The sequence below is a fragment of the Shimia sp. genome (assembly GCF_049116215.1).
In the GTDB taxonomy this organism is placed as follows: Bacteria; Pseudomonadota; Alphaproteobacteria; order Rhodobacterales; family Rhodobacteraceae; genus Shimia.
The window spans coordinates 277,464-303,862 of sequence record NZ_JAGDZB010000007.1 but is presented as its reverse complement, the minus strand read 5'-3'; the positions used below and the strand labels follow the sequence as shown (position 1 = coordinate 303,862).

Below are 26,399 nucleotides of genomic sequence, written 5' to 3'. Positions count from 1 at the left end.
AGCCTCAATACGTCTTGGCGCGCGCCACCTCAGAGCAGCGCGCGCCGGTTTGTTAACCGTGCAGGCCGAGCCCGTTGGCGGTCTTCCAAATCCGCCAATGGTCATGCGGCATATGTGTATGGCGCAGTCCAAAGGCGCGGAAGGCATCGTTCACGGCGTTGGAGAAGCAGGGCACACCGCCCACATGCGGGCTTTCGCCCACGCCTTTGGCGCCAATCGGGTGGTGCGGGCTTGGGGTCACAGTGTGATCGGTTTCGTAGTTGGGCACTTCCCACGCGGTCGGCAGGAAGAAGTCCATCAACGTGCCGGTCTTGACGTTGCCCATGTCGTCGTAGGCAATCTCTTGTCCCAGCGCGACAGCCAGCGCTTCGGTCAGACCGCCGTGCACCTGTCCCTCAATGATCATCGGATTGATGCGTGTACCGCAATCATCCAGCGCATAGAAACGGCGGATGTCGGTGACACCGGTGTCCACATCGATGTCCATCACACAGACATAGGCACCAAACGGATAAGTCATGTTGGGCGGATCATAGTAGCTGACCGCTTCCAGACCCGGCTCGATGCCTGGAATGGCCTGATTGTAAGCTGCAAAGGCGATTTCCTTCATCGTTTTGAACTTTTCAGGCGCGCCTTTGACCACAAAGCGATCCACATCGAATTCTACGTCGTCGTCGTGCACTTCCAAGAGGTAAGCGGCGATCATTTGTGCCTTGGCGCGGATTTTGCGCCCTGCCATCGCGGTGGCCGCACCGGCAACTGGCGTGGAACGCGAGCCGTAGGTGCCAAGGCCATAAGGCGCGGTATCGGTGTCGCCTTCCTCGATGGTGATGCTGTCTGCTGGCAAGCCGATCTCCGTGGCAAGAATCTGTGCAAACGTCGTTGCGTGGCCTTGGCCTTGCGAAATTGTGCCTAGGCGCGCAATCGCAGAACCCGTCGGGTGGATGCGGATTTCGCAGCTGTCGAACATGCCCAATCCAAGGATATCGCAGTTCTTGACCGGACCCGCGCCGACGATTTCGGTGAAATGCGTTAAGCCGATACCCATTAGTTTACGGGTTTTGCCCGCCTTGAAGTCCTCGACCCGTTGGGCTTGTTCTGCGCGCAGACCGTCATAGTCGACCGCCTTCAGTGCTTTGTCCCAAGCGGTGTGGTAATCGCCCGAGTCATATTCCCACCCCAGCGCGGACTGATAGGGGAACTGCTCCTTTTTGATGAAGTTGATCCGGCGCAGCTCTGCTGCATCCATGTTCAACTCAATCGCGAGGATCTCTATCATGCGTTCGATGAAATACGCCGCCTCGGTCACGCGGAAGGAACAGCGATAAGACACGCCGCCCGGTGCCTTGTTGGTGTAGACGCCATCGACGGCCAGATAGGCGGTCGGGATGTCGTAAGACCCGGTGCAGATGTTCATGAAGCCTGCCGGGAATTTTGTCGGGTCGGCACAGGCGTCAAAGCCGCCGTGATCCGCCGTGGTGTGACACCACAGACCGGTGATCTTGCCTTCTTTGGTGGCGGAGATCTTGCCCTTCATCCAATAATCCCGCGCAAAAGCGGTGGTCATCAGGTTTTCCATGCGGTCTTCGACCCATTTTACCGGCACGCCGGTAACAATGGAGGCCACAACCGAGCAGACATAGCCGGGATACGCGCCCACTTTGTTGCCAAAGCCGCCGCCGATATCAGGAGAGATCACACGGATGTTGTGCTCCTCAATGCCGGAGATCAGGCTGACCACGGTGCGGATCGCATGCGGCGCTTGGAAGGTGCCGTGCAGCGTGAGCTTGCCGTTGACCTTGTCCATCGACGCCACACAGCCGCAGGTTTCCAGCGGACATGGGTGGGTGCGGTGGTAGTAGACCGTCTCTTCGGCCACCACATCGGCCTCTTGCAGCACCTGTTCGGTGGCGTCTTTCTCGCCCACTTCCCAAGTGAAAATGTGGTTGTGGTGTTTGCGTGGTCCGTGTGCACCATCGGGAAGGCTGCCGCCTTCGCCCAGCAAATCCTCGCGCAGAACCACGTCAGATTCCATCGCAGCAAATGGATCGGTCAGGACCGGAAGCTCTTCGTATTCGACCTCAACCAGTTCCACGGCGTCCGCCGCGATATATCGGTCTTTGGCGACCACAAAGGCAACCTCTTGGCCTTGGAACAGCACCTTGCCATCCGCCAGAACCATCTGTTTGTCGCCCGCCAAGGTGGGCATCCAATGCAGGCCCAGCGGGGCGAGGTCTTCGGCGGTCAACACTGCAACTACGCCATCAAGAGCGAGCGCGGCAGAAGCGTCAATCGAGATAATTCTGGCGTGGGCATAAGGCGAGCGTACAAAGTCGCCCTGCAACATGCCGGGTAGTTTGATGTCATCGACATAATTGCCTTTGCCTTGGGTGAACCGGGCATCTTCGACGCGTTTGCGCTTGCAGCCCATGCCACCCAGCGCATCGGTGCGTTCCTCGCGGGTCAGCTCTTTGTTCATTCTGCCGCCTCCTTTGCCGAATTCATCTCGCTCGCGGCGGCGAGGATGGATTTCACGATGTTCTGATAACCTGTGCAGCGACAGATATTGCCTGCCATGCCAAAGCGGACCTCTTCTTCGGTCGGGGTTGGGTTCTCTTCGAGCAGCTTGGACGCGCGGGTGATCATCCCCGGCGTACAGAAACCGCATTGCAGCCCATGGTGCTCTTTGAACGCCTCTTGCAGCACATGCAGGCTGTCCGGATTACCCAGACCTTCGATGGTGGTGATGTCCGCGCCATCGGCCTGCGCCACAAAGACAGTGCAGGATTTCACGGACTTGCCGTCCAGCGTCACGGTGCAGGCGCCGCAGTGAGACGTTTCGCAGCCGATGTGCGGCCCGGTGATGTTCAGGCGCTCGCGCAGGGTGTGGATCAACAGCTCGCGGGGTTCTGCAAGGAACTCCTGCTCTTCGCCGTTTACGGTGAGTTTGATGTGTTTCTTGTTGGACATGTGTCTTTCCCTCAAGCTCGCGACCAGGCGGTTTCAATGGCGCGGCGCAGGATGATGGACGCGGCGTGACGTTTGAATTCGACCGGGCCTCGGTTGTCGTCGGTTGGGTCGATGTCGCCAAGCATGGCGGTTACGGCGGCGGCGATCGCGGCGGCATCCAGTGCTGTGCCAATTAACGCATTGGACGCATCCTCGGACCAGATTGGTGTGTCGCTGAGGTTCGTCATAGCGATAGACGCGGCGGTGCATTTGCCATCCGCTTTGGTGATCAGCACAGCAGCAGCGGCGGTGGCGTAGTCACCGATTTTGCGCTTCTGCTTCTCGTAGGCATATCCACCTTTTGACGCAGTAAAAGACACCGCGGTCAGGATCTCGTCATCCTCGCGGTCGGTCATGTAGGCCGCTTCATAGAAGTCGCGCGCCTCAACCGTGCGTTCACCCTCTGGCCCAAACAATGTGAACGTTGCGCCGAGGCATTGCATCAGACCCGGCATGTCGTTGCCCGGATCGCCATTGGCGACGTTGCCACCAACCGTTCCCACGTAGCGCACTTGCGGGTCCGCGATTTGAAGCGACGCCTCGCGCATAATCGGCGCAGCGGCGGCCAGCGCGGCGTCGTCGATGATGTCGTGTTGTGTGGTCATGGCCCCGATGCGAACCGTGTCACCGTCTACCGATATACCGCTCAAACCGTCCACATCCTGAAGGTCGATCAAGTGCGGCACCTCGGCCATACGCAGCTTCATCATCGGGATCAGGCTGTGCCCACCCGCGAGCACACGCGCATCGTCTCCGTGTTCAACTAAAACGGACAATGCGCCCTCTAAATCTTTCGGTCGATAGTATTCAAAGGCAGCTGGAATCATTGCCTCTCCTCCCTACAGCAATTGTTCTGGCTGTCGGTGAGGCTGGCGCGAGGTAGGATCGATGGCCCGAGAAAACACTTTGTTTTCGTACATTTTGCACGAAATGCGCCTCAGGATGCACGAGTTGCGCGAGTGACGTTTCCGAGAGTTAACCGAAGGCAGTCTGCGTCGCTTTGAGGTTCGATCTGCTGACCGGCACCGGGGGCAGGTCAGCCTCACCAAAGGTACACTGCCCCTTATCTTTGGTGCGCTCAAAGCGCGCGACTTTGTTGGGGTTCACGATATAGCTGCGGTGCACACGCAGGAAGCCGGTCGGCTCCAACCGTTTGACTGCTTCGGTGATCGGCCAAACGCAAAAGTACTTATCCGTGAGGGTGTAGACCTGCGTGTAGTGCCCATCCGCCCTGACAAATACTACGTCCGGCGCGGCGACAAAGACTTTGCCGCCATCTCTTTCACAGGGTATGCGAATAGGCGCGGGTCGATCCAGTGAAGGAACGTCGTCCATCCCGTCCTTTTCCATCTCCGTGGGGGGGGGTGGCACGAGATAGGTTGTGCCGACCCACAAAAACGCGCCGAAGATGACAAAGCTCGACAGGATCACGCCAACGGCCATGACTTCATTGCTGATCACGGGACCAAATTCCCGGATGTTTTCCAGGGCCACGAAGTTGGTGCCAGCCATGGCTAGGAAATGAACTGAAAAGACAGCGACGCCGAAACACAATGTTCCAATCACGATGGTCCTGTTGGAGCGCTCATTATACGCAACGCCAATCGCTAGAATGCAGAGGGCAATTGCCAAGCCGGACGAACCGAGCACACCTTGTAGAGTATACACAGGTTCGCACAGCTGCATGCCTGCCATTCCGACATAGTGCATCGCCAAGATACCAGCGCCTACGATTGCTCCGGCTGCAACTATGATCCCTCTGGAGCGATCCGTGAAATGCAGAAGTACCAGAGCCAGGGCGACCATCAGTATAGCAATAAGCGCGGATGCGAGCGTGATTGCGGCATCATAGTAAAACAGGATTGGCAGCTTTAGGCCCAGCATAGCCACGAAGTGCATCGACCAAATACCGCCACCCAAGGCAACGGCAGCCAACGCGATGGCCAGCCTGCGCTGCGGAAGCGATTTTTCGGACAGATCCCTTGTCAAAGACAATCCAGTGGCCCCTGCAACCAGCGCCACGACGAAGGATGTAGCCACCAACCAATTGTTATGTCCGAAGTCCAGAAATTCCATGCCCAGACAATGCCGCAGCTAATGTCTTATTTCAATCATCCCCTGCTTTTGGTTTAGGGGTCATTCCACATTCACAAAACCAACCTCTCCGAAGTCAGGCTGGATGAGCTTATTCCCTGTTTTTTTGCTCTTGAGGCAAAAGTGCAACGATGCGCCAGTGTCAACTTCGGGCACATTCCGAAATGTGATTGATCTTAGCACTCTTGTGCCTGACCACTCAGTGAATGCCTACTTTGCTCAGGTCCCCTGAAATCGCAGAATTGCAGCGAATGGCTGCTCTTCGTCGATTCAGCAGAAGGGCAATTTCTGCTTCGGCTGACAGGAGACATTGTAGCAGTTTCCGGCAACGGCAGCTTCGTCCGCATTGCAGCCGTCCTGCTAAACAAAATGCGGCACAACGTGTCGAATGGCAGGCTTGGGTAAGCTGCGCCGCAGAGCACATCATTGTTGTGAACGACAGGTTTGGGCCGAGCGCGACCGTATGCTATTGACCTTAAGGCAAATGCAGAAGAATGAACCCAGGCAGTCCCAATCTCCCGCAAACAGTGTTCAAATCGAGTTCCTGAAACCAACTCGAATATATCAAAAACGCAGTTCGGAGGACAACTGATCCCCCCGTATCAAATTGCTTAACGTCCTCACCTCGGCAGGCTCATAACCTGAAGCGCGTAGGCTCAAATCCCGCTCCCAAAAAACAAAACGCGAAAAAACCTCCTAATTCGCCAACCAACTACAAGCGTTGCAAGCGGAGCCTTCGCAAGGTTTCGTGCAGGCTGTGACCTGAGCCAAGGGACGCTCCACATGTCCAAATCGGAGCATGGCGGCGTGCTGGTATCTCACGCAGCCCAGCTGAAGGCGCTCGAAGAGGGGAATGCCAAGCTCAAGCGCCTGCTGGCGGTTGCGTTCCGGGTGGGACGGAATCAAAGTGTTTCACTACACCGGGGCGCCCGCCTAGTTGGTGTTGATCAGCCTTCTGTCCGACGCGAACGCCCGCCTGCTTACTCTGGAATACGCATTGTAATGAAGGTCAACGCAGCCAAGCGATACCGTCAAGGGTATCGCCCAAGCTGGAACGACGTAAGGGCCAATCATGTCTTGTCCAGCACCGTGCCCCAAGGCTTTGAGAATGGCGTGATCGTTCAATACCGGACGTGCACTGCAGCCTATCTAGTGACCGAAAGCACGAGTGAGGGCTGTGATGAAAATTCTTCTAAACAATGAAAGCCGGGTAATTCCTGAGTCTTGGCGGCAGGACACCCTGCTTTTTCTGCTCAGAGACCATTTTGGACTGGTTGGTGCCAAATTGGGGTGCGGTGAAGGCGTGTGTGGCGCTTGCACGGTCATCGTGAACGGTGTCGCCACACGCTCTTGTATTACGCCTGCCGATAGCGTGCAGGGCGCGCGCATTGAGACAGTAGAAGGGCTGGCCGGAGACAGCGGCTCCCTGCATCCCGTGCAGCAAGCCTGGTTGGATCATGCTGTGCCGCAATGCGGGTATTGCCAAGCCGGACAGATCATGTCGGCCGTCGCATTGTTGCGTGAAACCGCGCTACCAACGGCAGGCGAGGTCGAGGATGCTATGGAGGGGAACCTTTGCCGTTGTGGCACCTATCAGCGTATTCGCGCTGCAATTCACGGTGTTGCGGAGGCAAAAAGATGAACCGACGTGATGTGTTGCGCGCCGCTGGGGGCGGTCTTGTAGCGGTGATTGGTCTGGGCGCGGCGGTGTGGAGCCAGATGCCTGTCTTGCCAAAGCGGCCTGCGCCTACTGCCGTTGATGCGCTTGGGTGGATTCGTTTCAAAGACGGCGCATACGACCTTACCCTTCCCAGAGTCGAAATGGGTCAGCAGATTGCCACGGCGCTGAAGCAGATTGCATGTTCCGAATTGCGCGTCGCGTGGGACAAGGTGCAGGTTCAATTACATGACACGGACTTGCCGCGGGTGAAGGCGACCGTTGGCAGCGAGTCAGTTGCACAGTTTGCGGAACCGCTTGCCCAGGCCTGCGCGAGTTTGAGAGACGCGATCAAAGAGGGGCGCCATGACGGCATGGTGTCTGTGACGTCACGCCCGATTTCTGAGCTGAGCGCCTTCAAGGGGGAAGGGCTCGTTGGTGCGTCTCCGGAACTGGTCCATGGGCGGGACATCGTGCAGGGACGGCCCTTGTATGCCGCGGATATTGTTGGGGCCGACATGCGTCATGGTCGGGTTTTGTTTGGTCCTGTAACAACGGATGTTGGATCGCGTCCCGTTCAGTGGAACGCTGCAGCGGCCAAGGCAGTGCCGGGGTATGTGGCTTTGGTTGAGGGAGTGCCGGGGCCGCAAGGACACACGGTTGGTCTTGGCATCATTGCACGCCATCCAGACGCTTTGAGCCAAATTGCCGACGCGCTCGCCATTGAGTGGGATATGGACAGTGCACCCGAGATCATGGACATGGAGGCCGCGATCGACATCGACAAGGCGCTGTCTCCCGCCGGACTAAAAAATGCGGTTATGAATGACCCTGTGGAAGAGGGCGTTTGGGACGCGAGCTTTCGCTATGATTTCGCTTTTGCGCCGCATGGGCAGATTGAGCCACGCGCCGCAGTGGCGGAATGGCAAGATGGCGCGCTGACAGTTTGGACAGGGTCGCAGGACGCGTTTTACATTCGCGATGAGCTGGCCGATCGGTTTGGGATGGCGCCTGAAAACGTTCGGGTTCAGTCCATGCGGGTCGGGGGCGCTTTTGGCGGCAAAGTTTTATGCCGCGCCGAGGTGGAGGCTGCGTTTCTGGCGCGGGAAAGCGGCACGCGCGTCAAAGTTCAATGGACGCGATCACAGGAGCTTTCCAGAGCCTATCACCGACCGCCGTCCTCTCATCGGGTGCGGTTCAGGCTGTCTGAAGGGCGGATCACGGACTGGGATCACCAGCAGATGTCATCACATATTATTTTTACCTCCGCAGGCATTCCTGCCTGGATGCAAGCGGGCACAAATTTGGTTGCTGGCGATCCGGGTGTCGCACGTGGCATGAAGATGCCCTATCAGGTGGACCGGGCGCGAGCGTCTTATGATTTGGTGCGCCTTCCGGTGCACTCCGGACCGTGGCGTGGGCTTGGGGCGGGGCCCAATAATTTGGCGATTGAGAGCACGATTGATGAGGCCGCCTGTACACTTGGTGCCAATCCTGTCGAGTTTCGGTTACGGCATTTGCAGGATGCGAGGCTTAAAGCGGTTTTGCAGCGTGTTGCGGAGAGCTCAAACTGGCAGGGTCATGCTCCTATCCAAGACGGAACGGACCGAACAGGACGTGGGGTCGCATGTGGGATTTACAAAGAGCATAGCTATGCGGCGGTGGTTGCCGATGTGTCTGTTGCGCCAGATGGCACAATTCGCGTCACCCGACTTTGGTGCGCACATGATTGTGGCATGGTGATCAATCCCGATCAGGTGCGCGCGCAATGTGAGGGGAATTTGGTGTGGAGTGTCGGTCTGGTACTGCATGACGGGTTGCCGGTGTCAGACGGCGGCGTTGCTGTGGATTACTTCTCGGAAACGCCCATCCCGGCCATGCCTGAAGTGCCAAAGATGACCGTGAACCTGGTTGAGGGATCACACGCCCCCTCCGGCGCGGGCGAAACGGTGATTGTGGCCGGGCCGGGTGCAATTGCCAATGCCATCCGTGCGGCCACGGGCCTGCGCCCAACGCGGTTTCCCATCGCGCCGTCGGAGATCGCGTTATGACGGGGGTGCCAAATGAGGCAGGAGGCAGGAACGGGTCCGCGAGCCCCGCTGGCTTGTTTTTCCGCGAGTGGGTGAAGTCACCCCTGTCCATTGGCGCTATTGCTCCCTCAGGACCGGACTTGGCGGCCAAGATCACCCAAAATATTCAGGCTGAGGACGGGCCGGTCATTGAATTGGGACCGGGAACAGGGGCGTTCACAACGGCGCTCATCCGGAGAGGCATTGCCGCGGAACAGATATTTGCAATGGAATGCAACCCGTGTCTTGCCGAGGCGTTGGCCGCGCGCACGCCTGGCCTCCGGATAGTTTGTGATGACGCCGAGTCCGTCGCGCACCTGATGCCGTTTGATACTCCGGCTGCGACGGTTCTGTGTGGATTGCCGTTGCTATCCATGCCGCCTGAAAAAGTCTTTGGCATTCTCCGGGCAAGTTTTTCTGTTCTAAAGCCTGAAAGCCGCTTTCGACTGTTTACATATGGGGTGCGTTGTCCGGTGAAACAGGTCGTGTTGGAACAGCTTGGTCTGGTTGCGCATCGCGTGGCATTTGTGCCTCGAAATCTGCCGCCGGCTTCTGTTTACTACCTGCAGCGAAAATGAGCGACAGGTGCCCATGACTTCATACGATTCTGGTGACAATTTCGCGTCCGCTGCCATGATGCGCATCCTTGCCTTGGGGTTTAAGCAAGAGTGGATTCACTTTGATGTGCCGTCCTCAAAAGGCGCGCGCGTGCCAATTCAGGAGAAACGCAGGGTCTTGGATGAGGTTGTGACAAGACTTGGGCCAGTGTCGCTTCTGCGTGTCTCCGATGCCGTTCGCAAACTTCCGCCGGAGCCTTTGGCGCAGGCTTTGCTAAAGGCAAAAACCGTTGAGGATCTGCATCGCCGTTGGACGCGCATGGAGGCCTACACCCATGGGCGGCATAGGTTGCATTTTGAAGCCAAGGCGCAGGGGAAGTATGTGCTTCACCATCAAGCCAATTCCGGGTCGGTGCTTCCAGCACAGTCCGAGACTCTTTTGGTTGTTGGGGTTTTGACCAACCTTATGGAGATGGTATCCACAGCGCCTGTGGAGGTTGCCACCTTACGAGGCCAGGTTTGGAGGCAGAATGAAACGTGGTTTCCACCGGCCGAACCTGCGGATGACAGGAGGGTCATTCTGCAGGTAAGTGAGGTCCCTGCCGTGCCAAGACAGGCCGGTGCTTCAGTCGGGGAACCAACAGAGATTACGGCGCGCATCCGATCTCTATTGGCCGCAGATCCATTGCGCAGGTGGTATCTGAGTGAGGTTGCTGAAGAACTTTGTCTGTCACAGCGCAGTTTGCAACGTCACCTCGCCAAACAGGCCACAACTTTCTCTCGCTTGATCGCAGACACCCGATTGCAATGTGCCGCCAAGCTTCTGTGTGAGGAGCCGGGGAGAGGGCTTGCAGAGGTTGGCTTCTTGTCCGGGTACAGTGATCAGGCCCATTTCACGCGGTCGTTTTCTCGACACGTCGGGCTGTCTCCCCAGGCCTATCGAAACAATGTGTAACCTGCGGATGTGATGTGCTCCCTAGGTTTTAGGCGGGACCGGCGTGGAGTTTGGTCTTTTCTGCCTGTTCAATTGGACCAATCAGACGGAGCCGTTCACGCTCACGTCTGTCTCCTCACGGTGCCAATTGATGGCGGGGTATCCCCCTATTTCCTTACAACTGCTCCCAAATCCGTCGTCCCACGGGGCCCAATACCTGGCCGGCGCGTTTTGTCAGGCAGATTGGCAGGGTCAAATCACCAAGTGTCGGCAGGCACACCAAATCCCCCCGTGCAATCTCCGCCTCCACCATGTGATCTGGCAACCGCCCCCAGCCCAAGCCGGCCAGCAGCAGGTCTTTTTTGGTAGACATGTCATTCACGAACCATTTGGGCGCCGCCTCCAACAAGCCGGTGTTTGGCGCCTTTTCGTCACTCGATTTGGCCACCACCTGTGGATGCCGCTCCAATTCTGCTTTGCTGACAGCCTCGGGCTTCATCGCAAACAGATCCGGCGCAGCCACCAGCGGGAAACTCATTTCAGAGATCTGGCGATAATCAATGAATGGGCTGCGCGCCGGCGCGCCCAATATCGCCATGTCGACTTTCTCTGCCATCAACAGGCGCTCACCGGATGCTGTCTGAATCTCCAAATGCAACGTCGTGGTAGGAAACGCCTGCTTCAGCTCTTTCAGCAGCTTGGCGAGACGCGGAATCGGGAAATTGCTGCTTACGCCGATACGAAGATCGGTCTCTACCTCACCTTTCAGATCGCGAACAAACGCCTCAAACTGTTGTGCCTGGTCCAGCAAATGGCGAATTCGCGCGATCAAGGCTTTGCCGTCGCGCGTCAAAGTCGGGCGATAGGTCGACCGGTCAAAAATTTTGGACTTGGTAGAAATCTTCGACCTGCTTGACCGAGTAAGACACAGCGGACCGCGCCTTGTTCAGCTTTTCACTGGCCAGTTGAAAGCTGCCCATGTCGTAAATCGTGGCGACAACGTTGAGATGGTCGATATTGGTCATGTCTAACTATTAGACCATCTTGATCAAAAGCCTATGCTTTTTCCTGACGTAGTGCAGATCTATTCCATGGGCAGACACTCCAAACGCGGACTTGCCCATGACACGCACAGAGATCTCTGCCGACTTTCCATTTGCCGCACGCTTTGTGCAGTTGAAAGGCAGCAAAATGCACTACGTGGACGAAGGCTCTGGCGATCCCATCCTGTTCATTCACTGCAATCCAGCCTCGTCTTACACCTGGCGCAATATCTTGCCACATGTGACCCCACACGCCCGCGCCATCGCCGTGGATCTGATTGGCTTTGGCAAATCCGACAAACCGGCCATCGCTTACGGCTTTGACGACAGCTACGCTTACCTCGAAGCCTTCATCGAGGCGCTGGACCTGCGCAACGTCACTCTGGTGGTGCAGGATTGGGGCTCCGGGTTGGGGTCCTATTTTGCCAATCGCCACCCCGACAGGGTCAAGGGCATTGTCTTTATGGAGGCCATGGCGTGAAATTGATTTTCACGCCATGGCAACCGCCGACAAACTGTTGATGCACTTGATCCGCGCCCCTTTTGCCAGCTGGCTGATGCTTGGCGTGATGAACAGCTTTGTGAAACAAATGCTGCCCGATTGGATCAACCGCGATCTGAGCAAGCAGGAAATGGCGGCCTACCTCGCACCTTTTCCAACCGTCAAAAGCCGCGAACCGATCTATGTTTTTCCGCGTGACGTGCCGGTACTGGGCAAGCCGGAACATGTTGCCCGCGCGGTGGCGGACTATTCAGAATGGCTCACCCAAACGCCGCTTCCAAAGTTCTTCTTATCGGCGCGTCCGGCATGATCGGCCGCGCGCTGGCGCACGCCTTGTCTTCTGACCATGACGTTATCACCGCCTCCCGTTCATCCGGGGATTTTCAGGTCGATATGGCCAACCCGGACGGCCTGCGCGCACTGTTTGCACAGACCGGTCCGCTGGATGCGATCATCAGTGTTGCTGGCGACGCGTTGATGGCCCCCTTGGCCACAATGCGTGACGAAGACCTCAACCGCACGCTGGACACCCAGATGAAAGGCCAGATCAAAGTGCTACGCCTCGGGCTAGACGCGGTCACCTCTGGGGGATCAATCACCTTGACCTCCGGTGTTGCAGCGCAAAAACCAATGCCACCCAACAGCGCGATTGCCGCCTCCTGCGGTGCGCTTGAAGCCTTCACGCGCACCGCCGCCACAGAGATAGATGCCGTCCGTTTGAACGTGGTCTCCCCAATTTTTGTCAAAGAAAGCATGGCGTTGTTTGGCCTGCCCACCGATGGCGGACTGTCCGCTGCAGATACCGCCAAAAGCTGTCTCGCCGCAATCACCGGCGACATGCACGGGCAAATCCTGTCCACGCCTGACTTTGCCTAACTTCTCACAAAGGAACACCAAAATGAAATTCACGGTTCTCAAATCCTTCGCCACCACACTTGCGCTCATGACGGCAACTGCAAGTCACGCATCAGACGACACGACACCAGGGATCGACCAACTTATTGGCACTTGGTTTGTTGAAGTCACCGGTGTGCTGCCCGACGGCGGCGCTTATTAGAACATCATGAATGTCGATGCGGGCGGCACCGCCGATGTCGTGGGCGGCTGGATGTTTGGCGCGGCGGGCGTCAAGTTCACCGACAGTCCAGCCAGCATCACCAAGGTCGATGGCAACCGTTTTGAAATCCAGATGTTTGCGTTTCTCGCAGACGCCGACAGCGGGGCGCCTAAAGGCATGAACGTCACAGTCTATCGTGGTGAGATGGAGCCAAGCGCCGACACTTTCGCGGCCGAAGCGGATCTCTATTACCTGCCCTGCTCGATCGAGTATTGCCCTGCTCCAAACGTGGCTGACCTCGGTGCCCCTGCAACCGTTGCTCAAGTCACCGGCACCCGGCTGGCGTCACCGGCAATCGCGGCCAACTGAGCTTCAAAGCCAATAACAGACCCAGCAACTCCAGGTGTTTTTGCCGGGTCCACACTTCGACTGCGTTCTTTAAATGCTGAATGAACAGCCGGAGCCGTGTCGCGCGACGAGACTCCTTTGGGAGGCAAGGATGTATTCTTAGCAAGCGGCGCCTGATGTTCCGTCAGCACTTCGTTTACCTCTCCTCCCGCTGATCTGGCTGACAAAACGCGACCGAGTTGGCGACTGCCATGCACCGCATCATCACGCCGTTCGCAATTTGCCCGCACTGCGTCGCATTCCCTTATTGACCAATCCTGCCTTGCTCTGGCAAACACGCAGCATGTTCGGTTCCGGAGAATCCTCCGGAAGCAATAGGGAATGCAGTGCGGCTGATGTATTGGCCAACTCTGCAACTGCCCCCGCAACTGTAAGCGGCGAGCACAGCTGATCATGCCACTGGGACGCTCCGGGAAGGCCAGCTTTGTGTTTTGACCCGCAAGTCAGGAGACCTGCCGAACACGCGCCCCCGGAAGGGGCGTGCATCATCGGCGACGGGGTGTGCGCTGGATCTGTGTGTCGCGCGCGATATTCGGTTCCAAACCACTCCAAGTCACACACCAAATGCGCCGGGGAAGGCGCAACGTGATAAGGACTTTATTTGTGAAAAAACTGCTTTTGGCGGCCACCGCTGCACTGGCCCTGCCTGTAATGGCACAAGCGCATTTCCTGCTTGAGTATACCGAAGACACCATGATCGAGCGCCCCGGCGATGTACCGGTCAAGCTGATTTTCTGGCACCCACATGACGCCGGTCACGTAATGACCCTGGAGAAGCCGGAAGAGTTTTACGTGATCCACAACGGTGAAAAGACCGACCTGATGGACACATTGGAAGAGACCACCTTTGACGGTCCTGACAACAGTGCCAAAGCCTTTATGGGCTCCGTGCCGGTGAAGCGCTCCGGTGACTATGTGCTCGTGACCGTGCCTGCGCCTTATTACGAAGAGTCCGAGGACATCTACATCCAGCAGATCACCAAGGCCTATCTGAACCGCAACGAGCTGCCCACCGATTGGGATCAGCCACAGGGCCTCGCCACTGAAATCCTGCCACTGAACAAGCCCTACAACGTGATTGCAGGCGGCACCTTCACCGGTCGCGTTCTGAGCGAAGGCAAGCCGGTTGCCGGTGCGGAGATCGAGATCGAGTACATGGCAGCAGAGCCTGACCTGTCGGGCACCGGCGCGAAGGCCACCACCGTGTCTCCACTGCCTGGCGGTGCGATTGTCGCGATTTCTGACGACAATGGCTACTTCACCTTTGGTGTGCCAAAGGCTGGCTACTGGGGTTTCGCGGCTCTGGGTTCTGGCCCGGCAACCGAGCATGAGGGCAAAGAGCTGAGCCAAGACGCGATCATCTGGATTCGCGCCTGGGATCTGGAGTAACCCCATATGCACATCGTTGACGGAGCCTTGTCCAACCCTGTTGTGATCGGCGGTGCAATTGCCGCCGCAGGCGGGATTGCCGTGGGCCTCAAGTCGCTGGACATCGACCGCATCCCCACAGCTGGGGTGTTGTCGGCCAGCTTCTTTGTCGCATCGCTGATCCACGTGCCGATTGGTCCGTCTTCTGTGCATTTGATCCTGAATGGTCTGGCCGGGCTCTTGCTTGGCTGGGCCGCCTTTCCGGCGCTGTTTGTCGGGTTGTTGCTGCAAGCTGTGTTTTTTGGCTTTGGCGGGCTCACGGTGCTGGGGGTGAACACCTTCAACATTGCCATGCCCGCGGTGCTGGCCTGGATGATCTTTGGCCGCTTGATCGGCCGCGGTTCTCCTGTGCAGGGGGCGGTCTGGGGTGGCCTTGGCGGGGCCTTTGCCATTGCCGCCACGACCCTCTTTGTGGCGGTGTCTCTTGCGTTGACCGGGGATGAGTTCCTGCCCGCCGCCAAACTTGTGTTTTTTGCTCATATTCCTGTCATGGTGATCGAAGCCGTTCTGACTGGCTTTGCCGTGCTTTTGGCGCGTAAGGTTAAGCCGGAGTTGTTTTTGAAGGGATCCTCCGCGTGAAACAGCTGATCCTGATTGTGAGCCTGATTTGCGCCCCGCTGCCTGCGCTGGCGCATAAGGTGATTGCCGGTGTGTTCCCGGCTGGCGACGCCATCGAAGGTGAACTTGGCTTCTCCAACGGCGACATGGCGGTGGGCCAGGAGGTCATCGTGTTCGGCCCCGATGGCACAGAGCTGGGCCGCACCGTAACCGACACAGATGGCTTCTTTCTCTATACCCCCACCAGCCCCGTGGCGCATACCTTTACCGCCGACATGGGCGCCGGTCACGTCGCCAAAGTTGTCATGCCTGCCGAAGAGGTCGCCGACATTATGGGCGTTGCCGCAGAGATCGTAGATACGCCGGTGGCCGCCTCCGACGGACCAGTCGAAGGCGCAAACATGGTCACCGTCGCTTCCCTGTCTGATGAGGAGCGCCAGGCCATTGCCAAGGCGGTGCGCGATGAAATTCGCCCTTTGCGCCGCGAGATTGCCGCCTATCGTGAGAAAAACGACATGCAGAGCATCCTGGGGGGCATCGGCTATATCGTGGGCCTGTTTGGCTTTGGGTTCTACCTCGCCGCCCGTCGGAAGATGGCCACCTGATGGCCCACGCGCTGGAACCCAAGGCCAAAACCCTGGTCGAGGCGGGCAGCGATGCGCCTTATGGCGTGATCGGTGATCTCGACCCGCGTTTGCGGGTTGTGCTGGCCTGTGTCTTTGCCATCACCACCGTGGCGCTGGCCACGATCCCGGCGCTGATTGCTGCACTCGCTACGGCCATTTCCCTGTTGCTGATGTCGCGCCTGCCAATCCGCCGCACGCTCAAGCGCATGGCGATGATGGACAGCTTTATCATCTTCATGCTGGTGCTCTTGCCATTCACCATGCCGGGCGACCCAATGTTTAGCCTCTTTGGCTTCCCCGCCAGTTGGCAAGGCCTCTGGAAAGCCATTGAAATCGGCCTGACCGCCAACGCGGTGATCCTTACGCTTATGGTGCTCGTTGGGACAATGGAGCCGGTCACGCTTGGCCATGCCTTGCACAAATTGCGCTGTCCCGAGGTGTTGGTGCACCTTCTGATGTTCACCATACGCTACATCGAGGTGCTGCGCGAAGAATACCTACGCCTGCGCGGCGCCATGAAGATCCGTGGCTTCCGTCCTGGCACCAATTGGCACACCTACCGCAGCTTCGGCTATCTTGTTGGGATGATGCTGGTGCGCGCCATCGAGCGCTCCGAACGCATTCTGGGCGCAATGAAATGCAGGGGCTTCTCAGGGCAGTTGATCTTGTTACAAGAGTTCCGCATGACCCGCCGTGATCACCGCTTTGCTGTGTTGCTGGGTGGGGTTTGCGTCGGCCTGCTGTTTCTGGACTACCTATGACGATCCTCGCGCTAAAGAACATCCACTTTGCCTACGCCGGGCAACCGCCGGTGCTGGACGGCGCGTCGTTGCGGTTGGAGGCTGGTCAGCGCCTGTCGATTGCAGGCCCCAACGGCGCAGGCAAATCGACCTTATTTCGCATTGCGCTGGGCTTGCAGCATCCAACTTCCGGCACCGTGACCGTCTTTGGCAAAGAGCGCCGGGTGGAGGCGGATTTTCACGAAGTGCGCCGCCGCATTGGTTTGGTGTTTCAGGATCCGGATGATCAGCTGTTTTGCCCCACTGTGGCCGAAGACATCGCTTTCGGCCCGCTCAACCTTGGTCGCACCAAAGGCGAGGCTTTGGCGATTGTCGATAAGGTGCTGACGGATCTGAACCTGATGCACCTGCGCGACCGCATCACGCATAAGCTTTCTGGTGGCGAAAAGCGTCTTGTGACCTTGGCCACTGTGCTCGCCATGGAGCCCGAAGCGCTCCTGCTGGACGAGCCAACCAACGCGCTCGACACAAAAAACGAGGCCCGCTTGCTGGAAATCCTGCAAGGCCTGCCGCAAGCCATTCTCTTGGTCAGCCACAACCCCGCGTTCCGCGCCGCATTGGCCCCGAACACCTTGGAGTTGCAGGACGGAAAGCTGGTGTAAGGGTCACCTATTCCGGCAGGAAATTATCAAACAAATCCTGAGACTTGGCGACCTGTTCCACCTTGTCACGCGCCTTGTCGCCAAGCTCGGTCACCACATCCTGAAACATCAGGTTCAAACCAAAGTGGATGCCGGTTGGGAACGGCAGGAACATATGGCCTTCGTTAGGATAGGGGAGCATCACGTCGCTCAGGTTTGAGCCCCAATCGCAGAACTCATCGCAAAACAAGATCACCTTGAAGCCGCGCTCCCGCGCCGCTTTGGCCAGGATCGGCCCGTGATTGCCGTACCGGAATGTATCAATCAGGATCAGCGCTTTGCTCTCGGAATCATCGCCAAACACTTCGGCATAGACCCCGTCGGTGCCGTCCAGAAACATCACATTGGAGCGCAGGTATTTTAACCGCATGGCAAAGCCATTGGCCAGATATTGCATCACCTGAAAGCCCACCGCCATGACGCTGTCGGAGTGGGCGACATATCTCACCGCGTCTTGCCATCGTTCGGTTTCCCGCAGATCCAGTGCTGTCCGAATGGCGGCATTGGCGATGGCATGGTCCTGCGTTGCGTCGCGGGTTTGGTTGGCCTGTTTGAAGCTTTTGAAGCGGCTGCCGATTCGTGCGGAGGTCGGGCCGTAAAGATCGCGCCGCGCATCCGCGCGCAGCTCGTTCAAATTGCTAAATCCCAGCTTCTTAAAAAAACGGCTCACCGTCATTGGGCTGACTTGTAACTTTTCAGCAATTTCCGCGCTGGTTTCCAAAGCCACCGCCTCAGGGCGGCTGCTTAAATAAGTGGCAACGCGTTGTTCCAGCTTGGTAAACGACTGGTTCGCATTGGCAATTGCCTCCGAAATATTCACGCCCATTCTCAGACCCTTCTGTCCGACGCTGTCCCCATTGGGAGGACTATATCAAAAATATTTGGTATGCACGTACCATAACGGTGTTGACTGTTATAGCAATACCATAGAGGGTCAGGCCACTTGCCGTTGGGGAACACCCCCAACAAGACATGGCCAAACGGCCAAAGACATCGTTCTGGGGAGGACAGCGAAGATGAAAAATTTACATTGGTTCCAAGTGGTTGGCGCAGCAGCCGTCACGGTTGGCATGGCGGTAAACGCGCCATTAGCCATGGCAGATGGCGATGCAGACCTGTTGGTTGTGGCCAAAGCGTCTGATCCGCAAACACTCGATCCAGCGCAAACCATGGACAACAATGATTGGACCGTAACATATCCGTTGTACCAACGGTTGGTAGCCTACGACGTGTCAGAAGACGGCAAAGGCCTGACCTCCGTGGTTGGCGAGTTGGCCAGCGAGTGGTCTGCCTCTGATGATGGCACGGTCTGGACGTTTGATCTGGCCTCCGGCAACGCCTTTAGCGACGGCGCCGCCGTGGACGCAGCTGCGGTGGAATATTCTTTCAACCGCCTGATGGCTCTGGGCCGCGGCCCGTCTGAAGCCTTCCCAGGCGGCATGAAAGTCGAAGCCACCGGCGACATGCAGGTGACCTTCACATTGGAGCAGCCTTTTGCGCCGTTCCTCTACACGTTGGCCAACAACGGCGCGGGCATTGTGAACCCGGCTGTTGAAGACAAGGGTGACGATCACGGCACCGAATGGCTGTCCGCCAACTCCGCGGGCTCCGGTGCTTACATGCTGACCGGTTGGGAGCGTGGCCAAAGCTTGGTGCTGGAGCCAAACCCGAACTACGGTGGTGCAACGCCGGAAATCGAAAAAATCCGCGTCGACATCATTGCAGAAGCGGCCGCCCGTCGTCTGAAACTTGAAGCGGGTGACGTCCACATTGCTGAAAGCCTGCCGGTGGATCAACTTGATGCGCTGAGTAGCAAAGATGGTGTTGAGGTACAGAACTACCCAAGCCTCAAGGTGACCTACCTCTACCTGAACAACAAAGTGGCGCCTCTGGACAACGTTGATGTGCGTCGCGCGATTTCCGCAGCCGTGGACTATCAGGGCATCATCGACGGCATTCTGGACGGCAACGGTGTGCAGATGCACGGCCCGATCCCTGAAGGCATGTGGGGTCAGAACAAAAACGCGACCCAGTATTCTTATAATCTGACCTCTGCGAAAAAGGCCCTCGACGTGGCTGGCGGCGCAAGCGAGGAAATCTCTTTCCTCTATTCCGATCGTGACCCACTGTGGGAGCCAATTGCCATCGCAACCCAAGCATATCTGTCCCAGCTGGGCCTGAACGTGAAGCTGGAAAAACTGGCCAACGCCACCATGCGTGAGCGTTTTGACACCGGCGAGTTTGGCATTGCCACTGGCAACTGGAGCCCGGACTTTGCGGACCCTTACATGTTCACCAACTACTGGTTTGACAGCAAGCGTCACGGTCTGGCGGGCAACCGCAGCTGGTACTCCAACGACAAAGTTGACGGCCTGCTGCAGCAAGCGGTTGTGAGCTCCGACACAGCGGAACGCACCGCGCTTTATGGTGAGCTGCAGGAAATCGTGACCGACGAAGCGGCCTACGTCTATCTGTTCCAGAAAGATTACCGCATCGCCGTGCGTGATGATGTCGAAGGCTTTGTCTTCAACCCAATGCTCGAAGACATCTTCAACTTCGGCGGCATGTCACTCTCCGACTAAGCCTCAAGCAAACGGCCCAAGACCGCTGCGGTGGTCTTGGGCCTTCAGCCAATAAAGAAACGCGCCGATGTCCTTCCTCAATGTCATCCGCCGCCGATTGATGTTCCTGATACTGGTTCTCTTTGGCGTGACGGTCATCACCTTCACCATCTCAAATCTCATTCCCGGCGACCCGGCCCGCATGATTGCGGGCGACCGCGCGACGCCGGAGATTGTGCAAAATATCCGCGAGGATCTCGGCCTCGATAAACCGCTTCCCGTCCAATACCTGCGCTACCTCGAAGGCGTGGTTCAAGGCGACTTTGGCAACTCGATCCGCACCCGTCGTCCAGTGTTGGAAGATCTGCGCATCTTCTTCCCGGCCACGTTGGAATTGGCGTTGACCGCGCTGTTCTTCGCGACCGCTTTGGGCATCCCACTGGGCGTGGCCTCTGCTGTGTGGAAAGACAAGCCTATCGACCACTTTGTGCGGGTGATTGCCGTGACCGGCATCTCCACACCGGCCTTCTGGCTTGGTCTGCTGGTGATCCTTCTGTTCTACGGCAACCTTGGTTGGCTCCCCAGCGGCGGACGCATTGATCCATCTTTGGAGATGCCCACCCGCGTCACCGGCTTCCTGATGATCGATAGCCTGTTGGCTGGTGATTTGACCGCCTTTGGCTCCGCGTTGAAACACATCCTGCTGCCTGCCTTTACCCTCGGCTTTGTGCACCTCGGTGTGGTGGCCCGCCAAGTGCGTGCCGCCATGCTCGAAGAGCTGCAGCAAGACTATATCCGCACCGCCAAGGCCAACGGCCTCAGCCGCTTCAAAGTGGTCTTCACCGAAGCGCTGCCCAACGCGATGATCCCTTCGATCACGGTGCTTGGCCTTGCGCTGGGCGATCTGCTTTACGGCGCGGTGTTGACCGAAACCGTCTTTGCCTGGCCCGGCATGGGCGCCTATGTGGTGAACTCGATCCAAGCGCTGGATTTCCCGGCGGTCATGGGTTTCACCGTGGTGGTCTCGCTGGCCTACGTGCTGATCAACCTGGCGGTTGATCTGATCTATATGGCGGTTGATCCGCGCATCCGGGAGGTCTCGTGATGAGCGACGCAACCATCTCTGTGAACCCAATCAAACGCGCCTTGTCGCGGGTGGATTGGGGCTACCTCTGGTACCAAGTCAAGAAAAGCCCGCTCACACTTGGCGGCGGCGCTGTGGTCTTGATCGTGCTGTTTCTGGTGATCTTTGCACCGGTGTTTGCCACCCATGATCCCAACGCCATCGACCTGCGCGCCCGGCTGGCAGCGCCAAGCTGGGACCATTTCTTTGGCACCGACGAAGTTGGGCGCGATCTCTACTCCCGCATTCTTTACGGTGGGAGGCAATCCGTGGCCGTGGGTTTCTTTGTTGTGGTTGTGGCTGGTTTCATCGGCACGTTTATTGGCGCTTTTGCCGGCCTGATCGGTGGGCGTGTGGATGTGGTGATCATGCGTCTGATGGATGTGGTGTTGTCTGTGCCATCTCTGGTGCTGATCATGGCGCTCGCAGCGGCGCTTGGCCCAAGTCTGATCAACGCGGCCATCGCCATCGCTTTGGTGCGCATCCCGGTCTACGTGCGCATTTCACGCGGCCAAACTTTGCTGATCCGGGAAATGTCCTTTGTGACCGCCGCCGAAACCTTCAAAGCGTCCAAATTACACATCCTGCGCTGGCATATCCTGCCCAACATCCTGTCCCCGGTCATGGTGCAAGCCACGCTGGACCTCGGCAGCACCATTCTCTTGGCCTCTGCGCTCAGTTTCATTGGCCTTGGCGCACAACAGCCCACCGCCGAATGGGGCGCCATGGTGGCCACCGGACGTAATTACATCTTGGACCAGTGGTGGTACTCGGCCTTCCCCGGCTTTGCCATCCTGATCACCGCCACCGCCTTCAACCTTTTGGGTGACGGCATCCGCGACATCCTTGATCCCAAACAGAAGGCACGCTGACATGGCGGACCCAGTATTGAAAATTGACGGGCTGGAAGTTCTGTTTCCGGGCTTCGCAGGTGACGTGCACGCGGTGAACGGCGTGGACTTGGATGTGCAACCGGGCGAGATTGTTGGTCTTGTTGGTGAAAGCGGGTCGGCCAAATCGGTCACCGCCATGACCGCGCTTGGCTTGCTGCCTTCCGGCGCGTTCCGCCAATCTGCGGGCACCATCAGCATCCTGGGGCGCGACGTGGCCACCATGTCTGAGCGCGAGATGAACAAGCTGCGCGGCGGTGATGTGGCGATGATCTTTCAGGAGCCGCAAACCGCGCTGAACCCAACCAAGACCATTGGCAAACAGATGCTGCGGGTGATCGAGCTGCACTCCGATCTGCGCGGCATGGCGGCGCGGGATCGGGCGATCGAGCTGCTCAAAGACATGCGCATCAACGATGCAGAAGAAATCTTGGGACGCTACCCCTTTGAGCTCTCCGGCGGTATGCGGCAGCGTATCCTGATCGGCATGGCCTTTGCCTGCTCTCCCAAGCTTCTGGTGGCGGATGAGCCCACCACCGCCTTGGATGTGACGGTGCAACGGCAGGTGCTGCAACTGTTGCACGCCAAAGCCCGTCAAACCGGGGCCTCGGTGCTGTTCATTTCCCATGATTTGGCCGTGATCAGCCAGTTCTGTGACCGCATTTATGTGATGTATGCAGGACGCGTGGTGGAATCTGGACCGGCGCAGAAAGTGCTGGGCAATCCGCAGCATCCCTATACTGCCGCTTTGATCGAAGCCCTGCCAGAAGACGCGGATCCGGGCGCGCCGCTGGCCTCCATCCCCGGCACCGTGCCCAATCTGGTCAATCCGCCAAAAGGCTGCGCCTTTCAGGCCCGTTGTCGCCATGCGCACGCCGCCTGCGACTCGCGCCCCGTGTTGACCGATGTTGGCACCAAACACCAAGCCGCCTGCTGGCTGCGCGAGGAGATCTCCGCATGACTACTGACAGCGTGATGACGCTCTCCAACATCCACATGCGCTTCCCGTTTGGCGAAGACTGGCGGGGGCGCCCGCGTGGCTTTGTACATGCGCTTAATGGCATCGATCTCGATATTTTGCGGGGCAAAACGCTGGGCATCGTTGGCGAATCCGGCTGCGGCAAATCCACCTTGGCGCAGGTGCTGATGGGCATCCGCAAGCCGTCTGAGGGCGAAGTGATCCGCAACTTTGGCGCGGATCATGACGTGCAGATTGTGTTCCAGGATCCGCAAAGCTCGCTCAACGCCCGCATGCCGGTCTGGCGGGTGATCACCGAGCCAGTCTTTGCGGTGTCCAAACGCCCGAAAGCCGAGCTACGTGCATTGGCAGCCGATCTTGCCGCCAAAGTGGGCCTGCGCCCGGAGGTGCTCGACCGCTACCCCCATGAGTTCTCCGGCGGTCAACGTCAGCGAATCGCCATTGCCCGTGCATTGTCCTCAGATCCAGATGTGATTGTGCTCGACGAGCCGACCTCGGCGCTTGATATCTCGATTCAAGCGCAAATCCTCAACCTGCTGAAAGACCTTCAGGCGGAACGTGGTCTGACCTACATTTTCATCTCCCACGACATCTCTGTTGTGCGCTACCTTTGTGATGAGGTGGCGGTGATGTATCTCGGGCAGGTGGTGGAACATGGCGCGTCAGAAGCTGTGCTTGCCGCGCCCAAACACCCCTATACCCGTCTCCTGCTGGACTCGATCCCCACCATGCGCGCCACCGGCGGGCTGGGAGAGGCGCTCAGCAACACAGATCTGCCGTCCAACCGAAACCTGCCCACTGGTTGTTTCTTTAAAGACCGCTGTGAACAGGCGGGCGCGGGCTGTGACGTACGACAAAACATGGTGCCTACCGAGCAGGCCCAGGTGCGCTGTTGTCAAACAACGGCCACCACCCCACAAAAGGTGCCCGCATGACGCTGGTCCCGATCCAACACGCGGCCATCGACGTGCAGCTGGCTTATGCGACCACCCAAAACTTCGCCGGTGAGGTGCTTTATACCACGCCGGAGGATCAACAGGCGCGCCTGCACAGACATGCCGCCGATGCCCTCTTTCATGCCGCTGATCGCGCTGCCGCCCTTGGACTGCGCCTTCTGTTGCTGGACGCCTATCGCCCACAAGCGGTGCAACGCCGCTTGTGGGAGGTACGGCCCGACCCAGAATTTGTTGCAGATCCGGCCATTGGCTCAGATCACAGCCGCGGCACCGCCGTGGATCTGACGCTGACCACGTCAGGTGGCACTGTACTCGATATGGGCACAGACTTTGACGCTGCATTGCAACAATCGCATCACTCCAGGATCGACATCTGCCGTGAAGCTCTGCAAAATCGCTTGATTCTGCTGGGTCTCATGGTGGGTGCCGGTTTTGAGATGAACCCCTATGAATGGTGGCACTACGCGTTGGAGAACTCGGAAAACTATCCGCTTCTCTGACGCAAATAGGGCAGGGCGCTTTACCGCGCCCGCCGCCGCAAAAGCCAGACAAAGAACATGCCGCCGACCAAGCCGGTGACAATGCCAATTGGCATGTCTTCTGGTGCCATAATGGTGCGCGCGATGATGTCGGACCACAAAAGGTAGATCGCCCCAAAGAGCGCGGAGGCCGGGATCACGCGGGCATAGTCCCCGCCCACAAGCATACGCACGATATGTGGCACCATCAGGCCAACAAAACCAATCATGCCCGAAAACGCAACCATCACCCCGGTGATCAGCGCGCCGACAACAAAGATGATCAATCGAAACCGCGCCACTGGAATGCCCAGTGTAGAGGCTGTTTCATCGCCCACCGTCATCGCATTCAGCTTCCGTGCGTTAAGCCAGATGTAGGTGCCGCAGACGACGAGCACCGCCAGTGGGAAAACCAAATGGCTCCACTGCGCCAAACCCAGACCACCCAGCATCCAGAACACCACCGTGTGGGTGGCCCTTGGATCGCCGAGAAAAATCAACACATTGGCCAGCGACATCACTATGAACGACACCGCCACGCCCGCCAGGATCAACCGATCCGCGCTGGTGGCCGAAGCAAATTGCGACACAGCCAGCACCAGCAAAGTTGCCGCCAAGGCCCCGCCAAAGGCAAACAACGGCACTGTAATGAGCCCCCAAAACATGCCTGTGTGCATCAGGACCATGATCGCCCCAAAGGCCGCGCCGGAAGAAATCCCCAGCAAATGTGGATCTGCCAATGGGTTGCGTGTTACGGCCTGCAAGCTGCCGCCCACAACCGCCAAACCCGCACCGACCAGACAGGCCAGCAAAGCACGTGGAAAGCGAATGTCCCAGACAATCGATTCGCGTCCCTTGGACCAGTCCTGTTCAATTATTCCCGGCGTCACCTGGTTGATCAGGATGCTCCAGACCGTGTGCAGGGGCACAGAGACTGCCCCCACACTGATTGCGACCGAAATCGAGAAAAGCAACAGGAGCACCCCTGCGCCGATCACATAAGGAAACCTGCTCTTTGGCTGTCCTGCTGCTCTTCCTGTCATTTATTTCGCCCGGAACGCTTCTGCGAGGGTTTTGACCGCAGCGATGTTGCGCGGACCCGGGGTCGCTTCAACATACTCAAGCGTCACAAACCGGTCGTTCTTCACCGCGTCCATCTCCGCAAAAGCCGGGTTGTTCATCATGAAGGCGCGTTTTTCCTCAGCCGTCACCTTACCGTAGTTCACAATCACAATGACCTCCGGGTTGCGCTCCACAACAGGCTCCCAGCCGACCTTGGCCCAGCTCTTTTCAAGATCGTTCATGATGTTGGTGCCACCCGCCGCTTCAATCAACGCGTTTGGCATCGCATAGCGGCCAGCAGTGAACGGCGTGTCTTCGCCGCTGTCATAGACAAACACACGTGGCGCACTTTCCAGCGGGGCCAAACCATCGGTGAAGGCCGCAAGATCCGCTTTGTAGCCATCCACCAGCGCATCCGCCTTGTCTTTTACGTCAAAGATCGCGCCGAGGTTTTGGATGTCGGTGTACATGTCATCCATGCTGGCGGCGTCTTTCTCGCCAATGTGTATGCAGCTCTCGGTCAGCTCATAAACCTTGATGTCAAACGGCGCGAGCGTCTCTGGCGTGACTTCGCCGCCGACCTTCATGCCGTAGTTCCAACCGGCAAAGAAGAAGTCCGCATCCGCACCGATCAGCACTTCTTTGGACGGATATTTTGCGGACAGCTCCGGCAGTTCTTCCACACCAGCGCGCATCTCTTCGTCCAGCGTTTTCCAGCCGGAAATGCCGGTGTAGCCGACCATGCGATCCGCCAGACCCAGCACCAGCATCATCTCGGTCAGGTTCACGTCATTGGAAATGGCGGCCTTGGGCGGCGCGTCAAAGGTCACTTGGCGGTTGCAGCTGTCCACGGTGGTTTCCGCCAGCGCAGCGGTGGTGGTCAGGGCCATTAGGGCGCTGACAGCGACGGTGGTCAATTTGGAGGTC

Annotated in this window: 30 protein-coding genes and 1 riboswitch; of the genes, 21 read left to right on the top strand and 9 right to left on the bottom strand. The window is 58.0% G+C overall.

Features of this window, described 5'->3' with window-relative positions:
- Window positions 1–52: 52 nt before the first annotated feature.
- From JXR15_RS20270 to JXR15_RS20255, 4 genes are all read right to left on the bottom strand, one after another.
- Window positions 53–2,479 carry an aerobic carbon-monoxide dehydrogenase large subunit gene (locus JXR15_RS20270; RefSeq protein ID WP_422055010.1) on the bottom strand — a complete coding sequence of 809 codons (2,427 nt, stop codon included), beginning with the start codon at window positions 2,477–2,479 and terminating at the stop codon, window positions 53–55.
- A complete protein-coding gene (locus JXR15_RS20265; RefSeq protein ID WP_422055009.1) occupies window positions 2,476–2,970 on the bottom strand; it encodes a (2Fe-2S)-binding protein in 495 nt (164 codons plus the stop codon). The genes JXR15_RS20270 and JXR15_RS20265 overlap by 4 nt, the downstream gene beginning before the upstream one ends.
- Before the next feature lie 11 nt (window positions 2,971–2,981).
- Entirely contained in the window at window positions 2,982–3,836 is an 855-nt protein-coding gene (locus JXR15_RS20260) for an FAD binding domain-containing protein (protein ID WP_422055008.1), read from the bottom strand.
- Between the two features lie 148 nt (window positions 3,837–3,984).
- Window positions 3,985–5,085 (bottom strand): MHYT domain-containing protein, encoded by a 1,101-nt coding sequence (locus tag JXR15_RS20255; RefSeq protein ID WP_422055007.1) that lies wholly within the window; start codon window positions 5,083–5,085, stop codon window positions 3,985–3,987.
- An 801-nt stretch (window positions 5,086–5,886) separates the two neighbouring features.
- Here JXR15_RS20255 and JXR15_RS20250 point away from each other — a divergent pair.
- The 5 genes from JXR15_RS20250 to JXR15_RS20230 all read left to right on the top strand — a co-directional run bounded on the left by JXR15_RS20250 (window position 5,887) and on the right by JXR15_RS20230 (window position 10,341).
- Complete coding sequence (locus JXR15_RS20250) at window positions 5,887–6,306, top strand: hypothetical protein (RefSeq protein ID WP_422055006.1); 420 nt, start codon at window positions 5,887–5,889, stop codon at window positions 6,304–6,306.
- A complete protein-coding gene (locus JXR15_RS20245) occupies window positions 6,284–6,745 on the top strand; it encodes a (2Fe-2S)-binding protein (protein ID WP_422055005.1) in 462 nt (153 codons plus the stop codon). The genes JXR15_RS20250 and JXR15_RS20245 overlap by 23 nt, the downstream gene beginning before the upstream one ends.
- On the top strand, window positions 6,742–8,811 hold the full coding sequence (locus JXR15_RS20240; RefSeq protein ID WP_422055004.1) for a molybdopterin cofactor-binding domain-containing protein: 2,070 nt from the start codon (window positions 6,742–6,744) through the stop codon (window positions 8,809–8,811). The genes JXR15_RS20245 and JXR15_RS20240 overlap by 4 nt, the downstream gene beginning before the upstream one ends.
- 119 nt (window positions 8,812–8,930) lie before the next feature.
- A complete protein-coding gene (locus JXR15_RS20235; protein ID WP_422055003.1) occupies window positions 8,931–9,407 on the top strand; it encodes a class I SAM-dependent methyltransferase in 477 nt (158 codons plus the stop codon).
- Between the two features lie 13 nt (window positions 9,408–9,420).
- Window positions 9,421–10,341: a helix-turn-helix transcriptional regulator gene (locus tag JXR15_RS20230; protein ID WP_422055002.1), complete on the top strand. Its 921-nt coding sequence runs from the start codon at window positions 9,421–9,423 to the stop codon at window positions 10,339–10,341.
- A 154-nt stretch (window positions 10,342–10,495) separates the two neighbouring features.
- Here JXR15_RS20230 and JXR15_RS20225 read toward each other — a convergent pair whose 3' ends face one another.
- Both JXR15_RS20225 and JXR15_RS20220 read right to left on the bottom strand, forming a co-directional pair.
- A complete protein-coding gene (locus JXR15_RS20225) occupies window positions 10,496–11,152 on the bottom strand; it encodes a LysR family transcriptional regulator (RefSeq protein WP_422055001.1) in 657 nt (218 codons plus the stop codon).
- Between the two features lie 43 nt (window positions 11,153–11,195).
- A complete protein-coding gene (locus JXR15_RS20220) occupies window positions 11,196–11,345 on the bottom strand; it encodes a LysR family transcriptional regulator (protein WP_422055000.1) in 150 nt (49 codons plus the stop codon).
- Between the two features lie 97 nt (window positions 11,346–11,442).
- Between JXR15_RS20220 and JXR15_RS20215 the strand changes: the two genes are divergently transcribed.
- The 10 genes from JXR15_RS20215 to JXR15_RS20170 all read left to right on the top strand — a co-directional run bounded on the left by JXR15_RS20215 (window position 11,443) and on the right by JXR15_RS20170 (window position 17,344).
- Entirely contained in the window at window positions 11,443–11,844 is a 402-nt protein-coding gene (locus JXR15_RS20215) for an alpha/beta fold hydrolase (RefSeq protein ID WP_422054999.1), read from the top strand.
- A 16-nt stretch (window positions 11,845–11,860) separates the two neighbouring features.
- Entirely contained in the window at window positions 11,861–12,175 is a 315-nt protein-coding gene (locus JXR15_RS20210) for a hypothetical protein (RefSeq protein ID WP_422054998.1), read from the top strand.
- On the top strand, window positions 12,121–12,741 hold the full coding sequence (locus JXR15_RS20205) for a short chain dehydrogenase (RefSeq protein WP_422054997.1): 621 nt from the start codon (window positions 12,121–12,123) through the stop codon (window positions 12,739–12,741). Before JXR15_RS20210 ends, JXR15_RS20205 begins: the two co-directional genes overlap by 55 nt.
- Before the next feature lie 22 nt (window positions 12,742–12,763).
- Window positions 12,764–12,922, top strand: a complete 159-nt coding sequence (locus tag JXR15_RS20200; protein WP_422054996.1) for a hypothetical protein — start codon at window positions 12,764–12,766, stop codon at window positions 12,920–12,922.
- Between the two features lie 6 nt (window positions 12,923–12,928).
- Window positions 12,929–13,291, top strand: a complete 363-nt coding sequence (locus JXR15_RS20195; protein ID WP_422054995.1) for a hypothetical protein — start codon at window positions 12,929–12,931, stop codon at window positions 13,289–13,291.
- A 310-nt stretch (window positions 13,292–13,601) separates the two neighbouring features.
- A riboswitch (cobalamin riboswitch) is annotated at window positions 13,602–13,804 on the top strand.
- 129 nt (window positions 13,805–13,933) lie between these two features.
- Entirely contained in the window at window positions 13,934–14,719 is a 786-nt protein-coding gene (locus JXR15_RS20190) for a DUF4198 domain-containing protein (RefSeq protein WP_422054994.1), read from the top strand.
- Between the two features lie 6 nt (window positions 14,720–14,725).
- A complete protein-coding gene (gene cbiM / locus JXR15_RS20185; protein WP_422054993.1) occupies window positions 14,726–15,337 on the top strand; it encodes a cobalt transporter CbiM in 612 nt (203 codons plus the stop codon).
- Complete coding sequence (locus tag JXR15_RS20180) at window positions 15,334–15,921, top strand: cobalt ABC transporter permease (RefSeq protein WP_422054992.1); 588 nt, start codon at window positions 15,334–15,336, stop codon at window positions 15,919–15,921. Before cbiM ends, JXR15_RS20180 begins: the two co-directional genes overlap by 4 nt.
- Window positions 15,921–16,703 (top strand): cobalt ECF transporter T component CbiQ, encoded by a 783-nt coding sequence (gene cbiQ, locus JXR15_RS20175; RefSeq protein WP_422054991.1) that lies wholly within the window; start codon window positions 15,921–15,923, stop codon window positions 16,701–16,703. The genes JXR15_RS20180 and cbiQ overlap by 1 nt, the downstream gene beginning before the upstream one ends.
- Entirely contained in the window at window positions 16,700–17,344 is a 645-nt protein-coding gene (locus JXR15_RS20170) for an energy-coupling factor ABC transporter ATP-binding protein (RefSeq protein WP_422054990.1), read from the top strand. Before cbiQ ends, JXR15_RS20170 begins: the two co-directional genes overlap by 4 nt.
- Before the next feature lie 7 nt (window positions 17,345–17,351).
- Here the strand turns inward: JXR15_RS20170 and JXR15_RS20165 are convergent, their stop codons facing one another.
- A complete protein-coding gene (locus JXR15_RS20165; RefSeq protein ID WP_422054989.1) occupies window positions 17,352–18,209 on the bottom strand; it encodes a MurR/RpiR family transcriptional regulator in 858 nt (285 codons plus the stop codon).
- A 190-nt stretch (window positions 18,210–18,399) separates the two neighbouring features.
- Between JXR15_RS20165 and JXR15_RS20160 the strand changes: the two genes are divergently transcribed.
- The 6 genes from JXR15_RS20160 (at window position 18,400) to ddpX (ending at window position 24,392) form a co-directional block, all read left to right on the top strand.
- Window positions 18,400–19,965: an ABC transporter substrate-binding protein gene (locus tag JXR15_RS20160; protein WP_422054988.1), complete on the top strand. Its 1,566-nt coding sequence runs from the start codon at window positions 18,400–18,402 to the stop codon at window positions 19,963–19,965.
- Window positions 19,966–20,032: 67 nt separating this feature from the next.
- A complete protein-coding gene (locus tag JXR15_RS20155; RefSeq protein WP_422054987.1) occupies window positions 20,033–21,049 on the top strand; it encodes an ABC transporter permease in 1,017 nt (338 codons plus the stop codon).
- A complete protein-coding gene (ddpC, locus tag JXR15_RS20150; protein WP_422054986.1) occupies window positions 21,049–21,939 on the top strand; it encodes a D,D-dipeptide ABC transporter permease in 891 nt (296 codons plus the stop codon). Before JXR15_RS20155 ends, ddpC begins: the two co-directional genes overlap by 1 nt.
- A gap of 1 nt (window position 21,940) precedes the next feature.
- Entirely contained in the window at window positions 21,941–22,918 is a 978-nt protein-coding gene (locus JXR15_RS20145; protein WP_422054985.1) for an ABC transporter ATP-binding protein, read from the top strand.
- Entirely contained in the window at window positions 22,915–23,871 is a 957-nt protein-coding gene (locus tag JXR15_RS20140; protein WP_422054984.1) for an oligopeptide/dipeptide ABC transporter ATP-binding protein, read from the top strand. Before JXR15_RS20145 ends, JXR15_RS20140 begins: the two co-directional genes overlap by 4 nt.
- Window positions 23,868–24,392: a D-alanyl-D-alanine dipeptidase gene (gene ddpX / locus JXR15_RS20135; RefSeq protein ID WP_422054983.1), complete on the top strand. Its 525-nt coding sequence runs from the start codon at window positions 23,868–23,870 to the stop codon at window positions 24,390–24,392. Before JXR15_RS20140 ends, ddpX begins: the two co-directional genes overlap by 4 nt.
- A gap of 20 nt (window positions 24,393–24,412) precedes the next feature.
- Here ddpX and JXR15_RS20130 read toward each other — a convergent pair whose 3' ends face one another.
- Together JXR15_RS20130 and JXR15_RS20125 are read right to left on the bottom strand one after the other, a co-directional pair.
- Window positions 24,413–25,453, bottom strand: a complete 1,041-nt coding sequence (locus JXR15_RS20130; RefSeq protein ID WP_422054982.1) for a FecCD family ABC transporter permease — start codon at window positions 25,451–25,453, stop codon at window positions 24,413–24,415.
- Window positions 25,454–26,362, bottom strand: coding sequence for an ABC transporter substrate-binding protein (locus JXR15_RS20125; RefSeq protein WP_422055035.1), 909 nt, complete (start codon window positions 26,360–26,362; stop codon window positions 25,454–25,456).
- Between the last annotated feature and the right edge of the window lie 37 nt (window positions 26,363–26,399).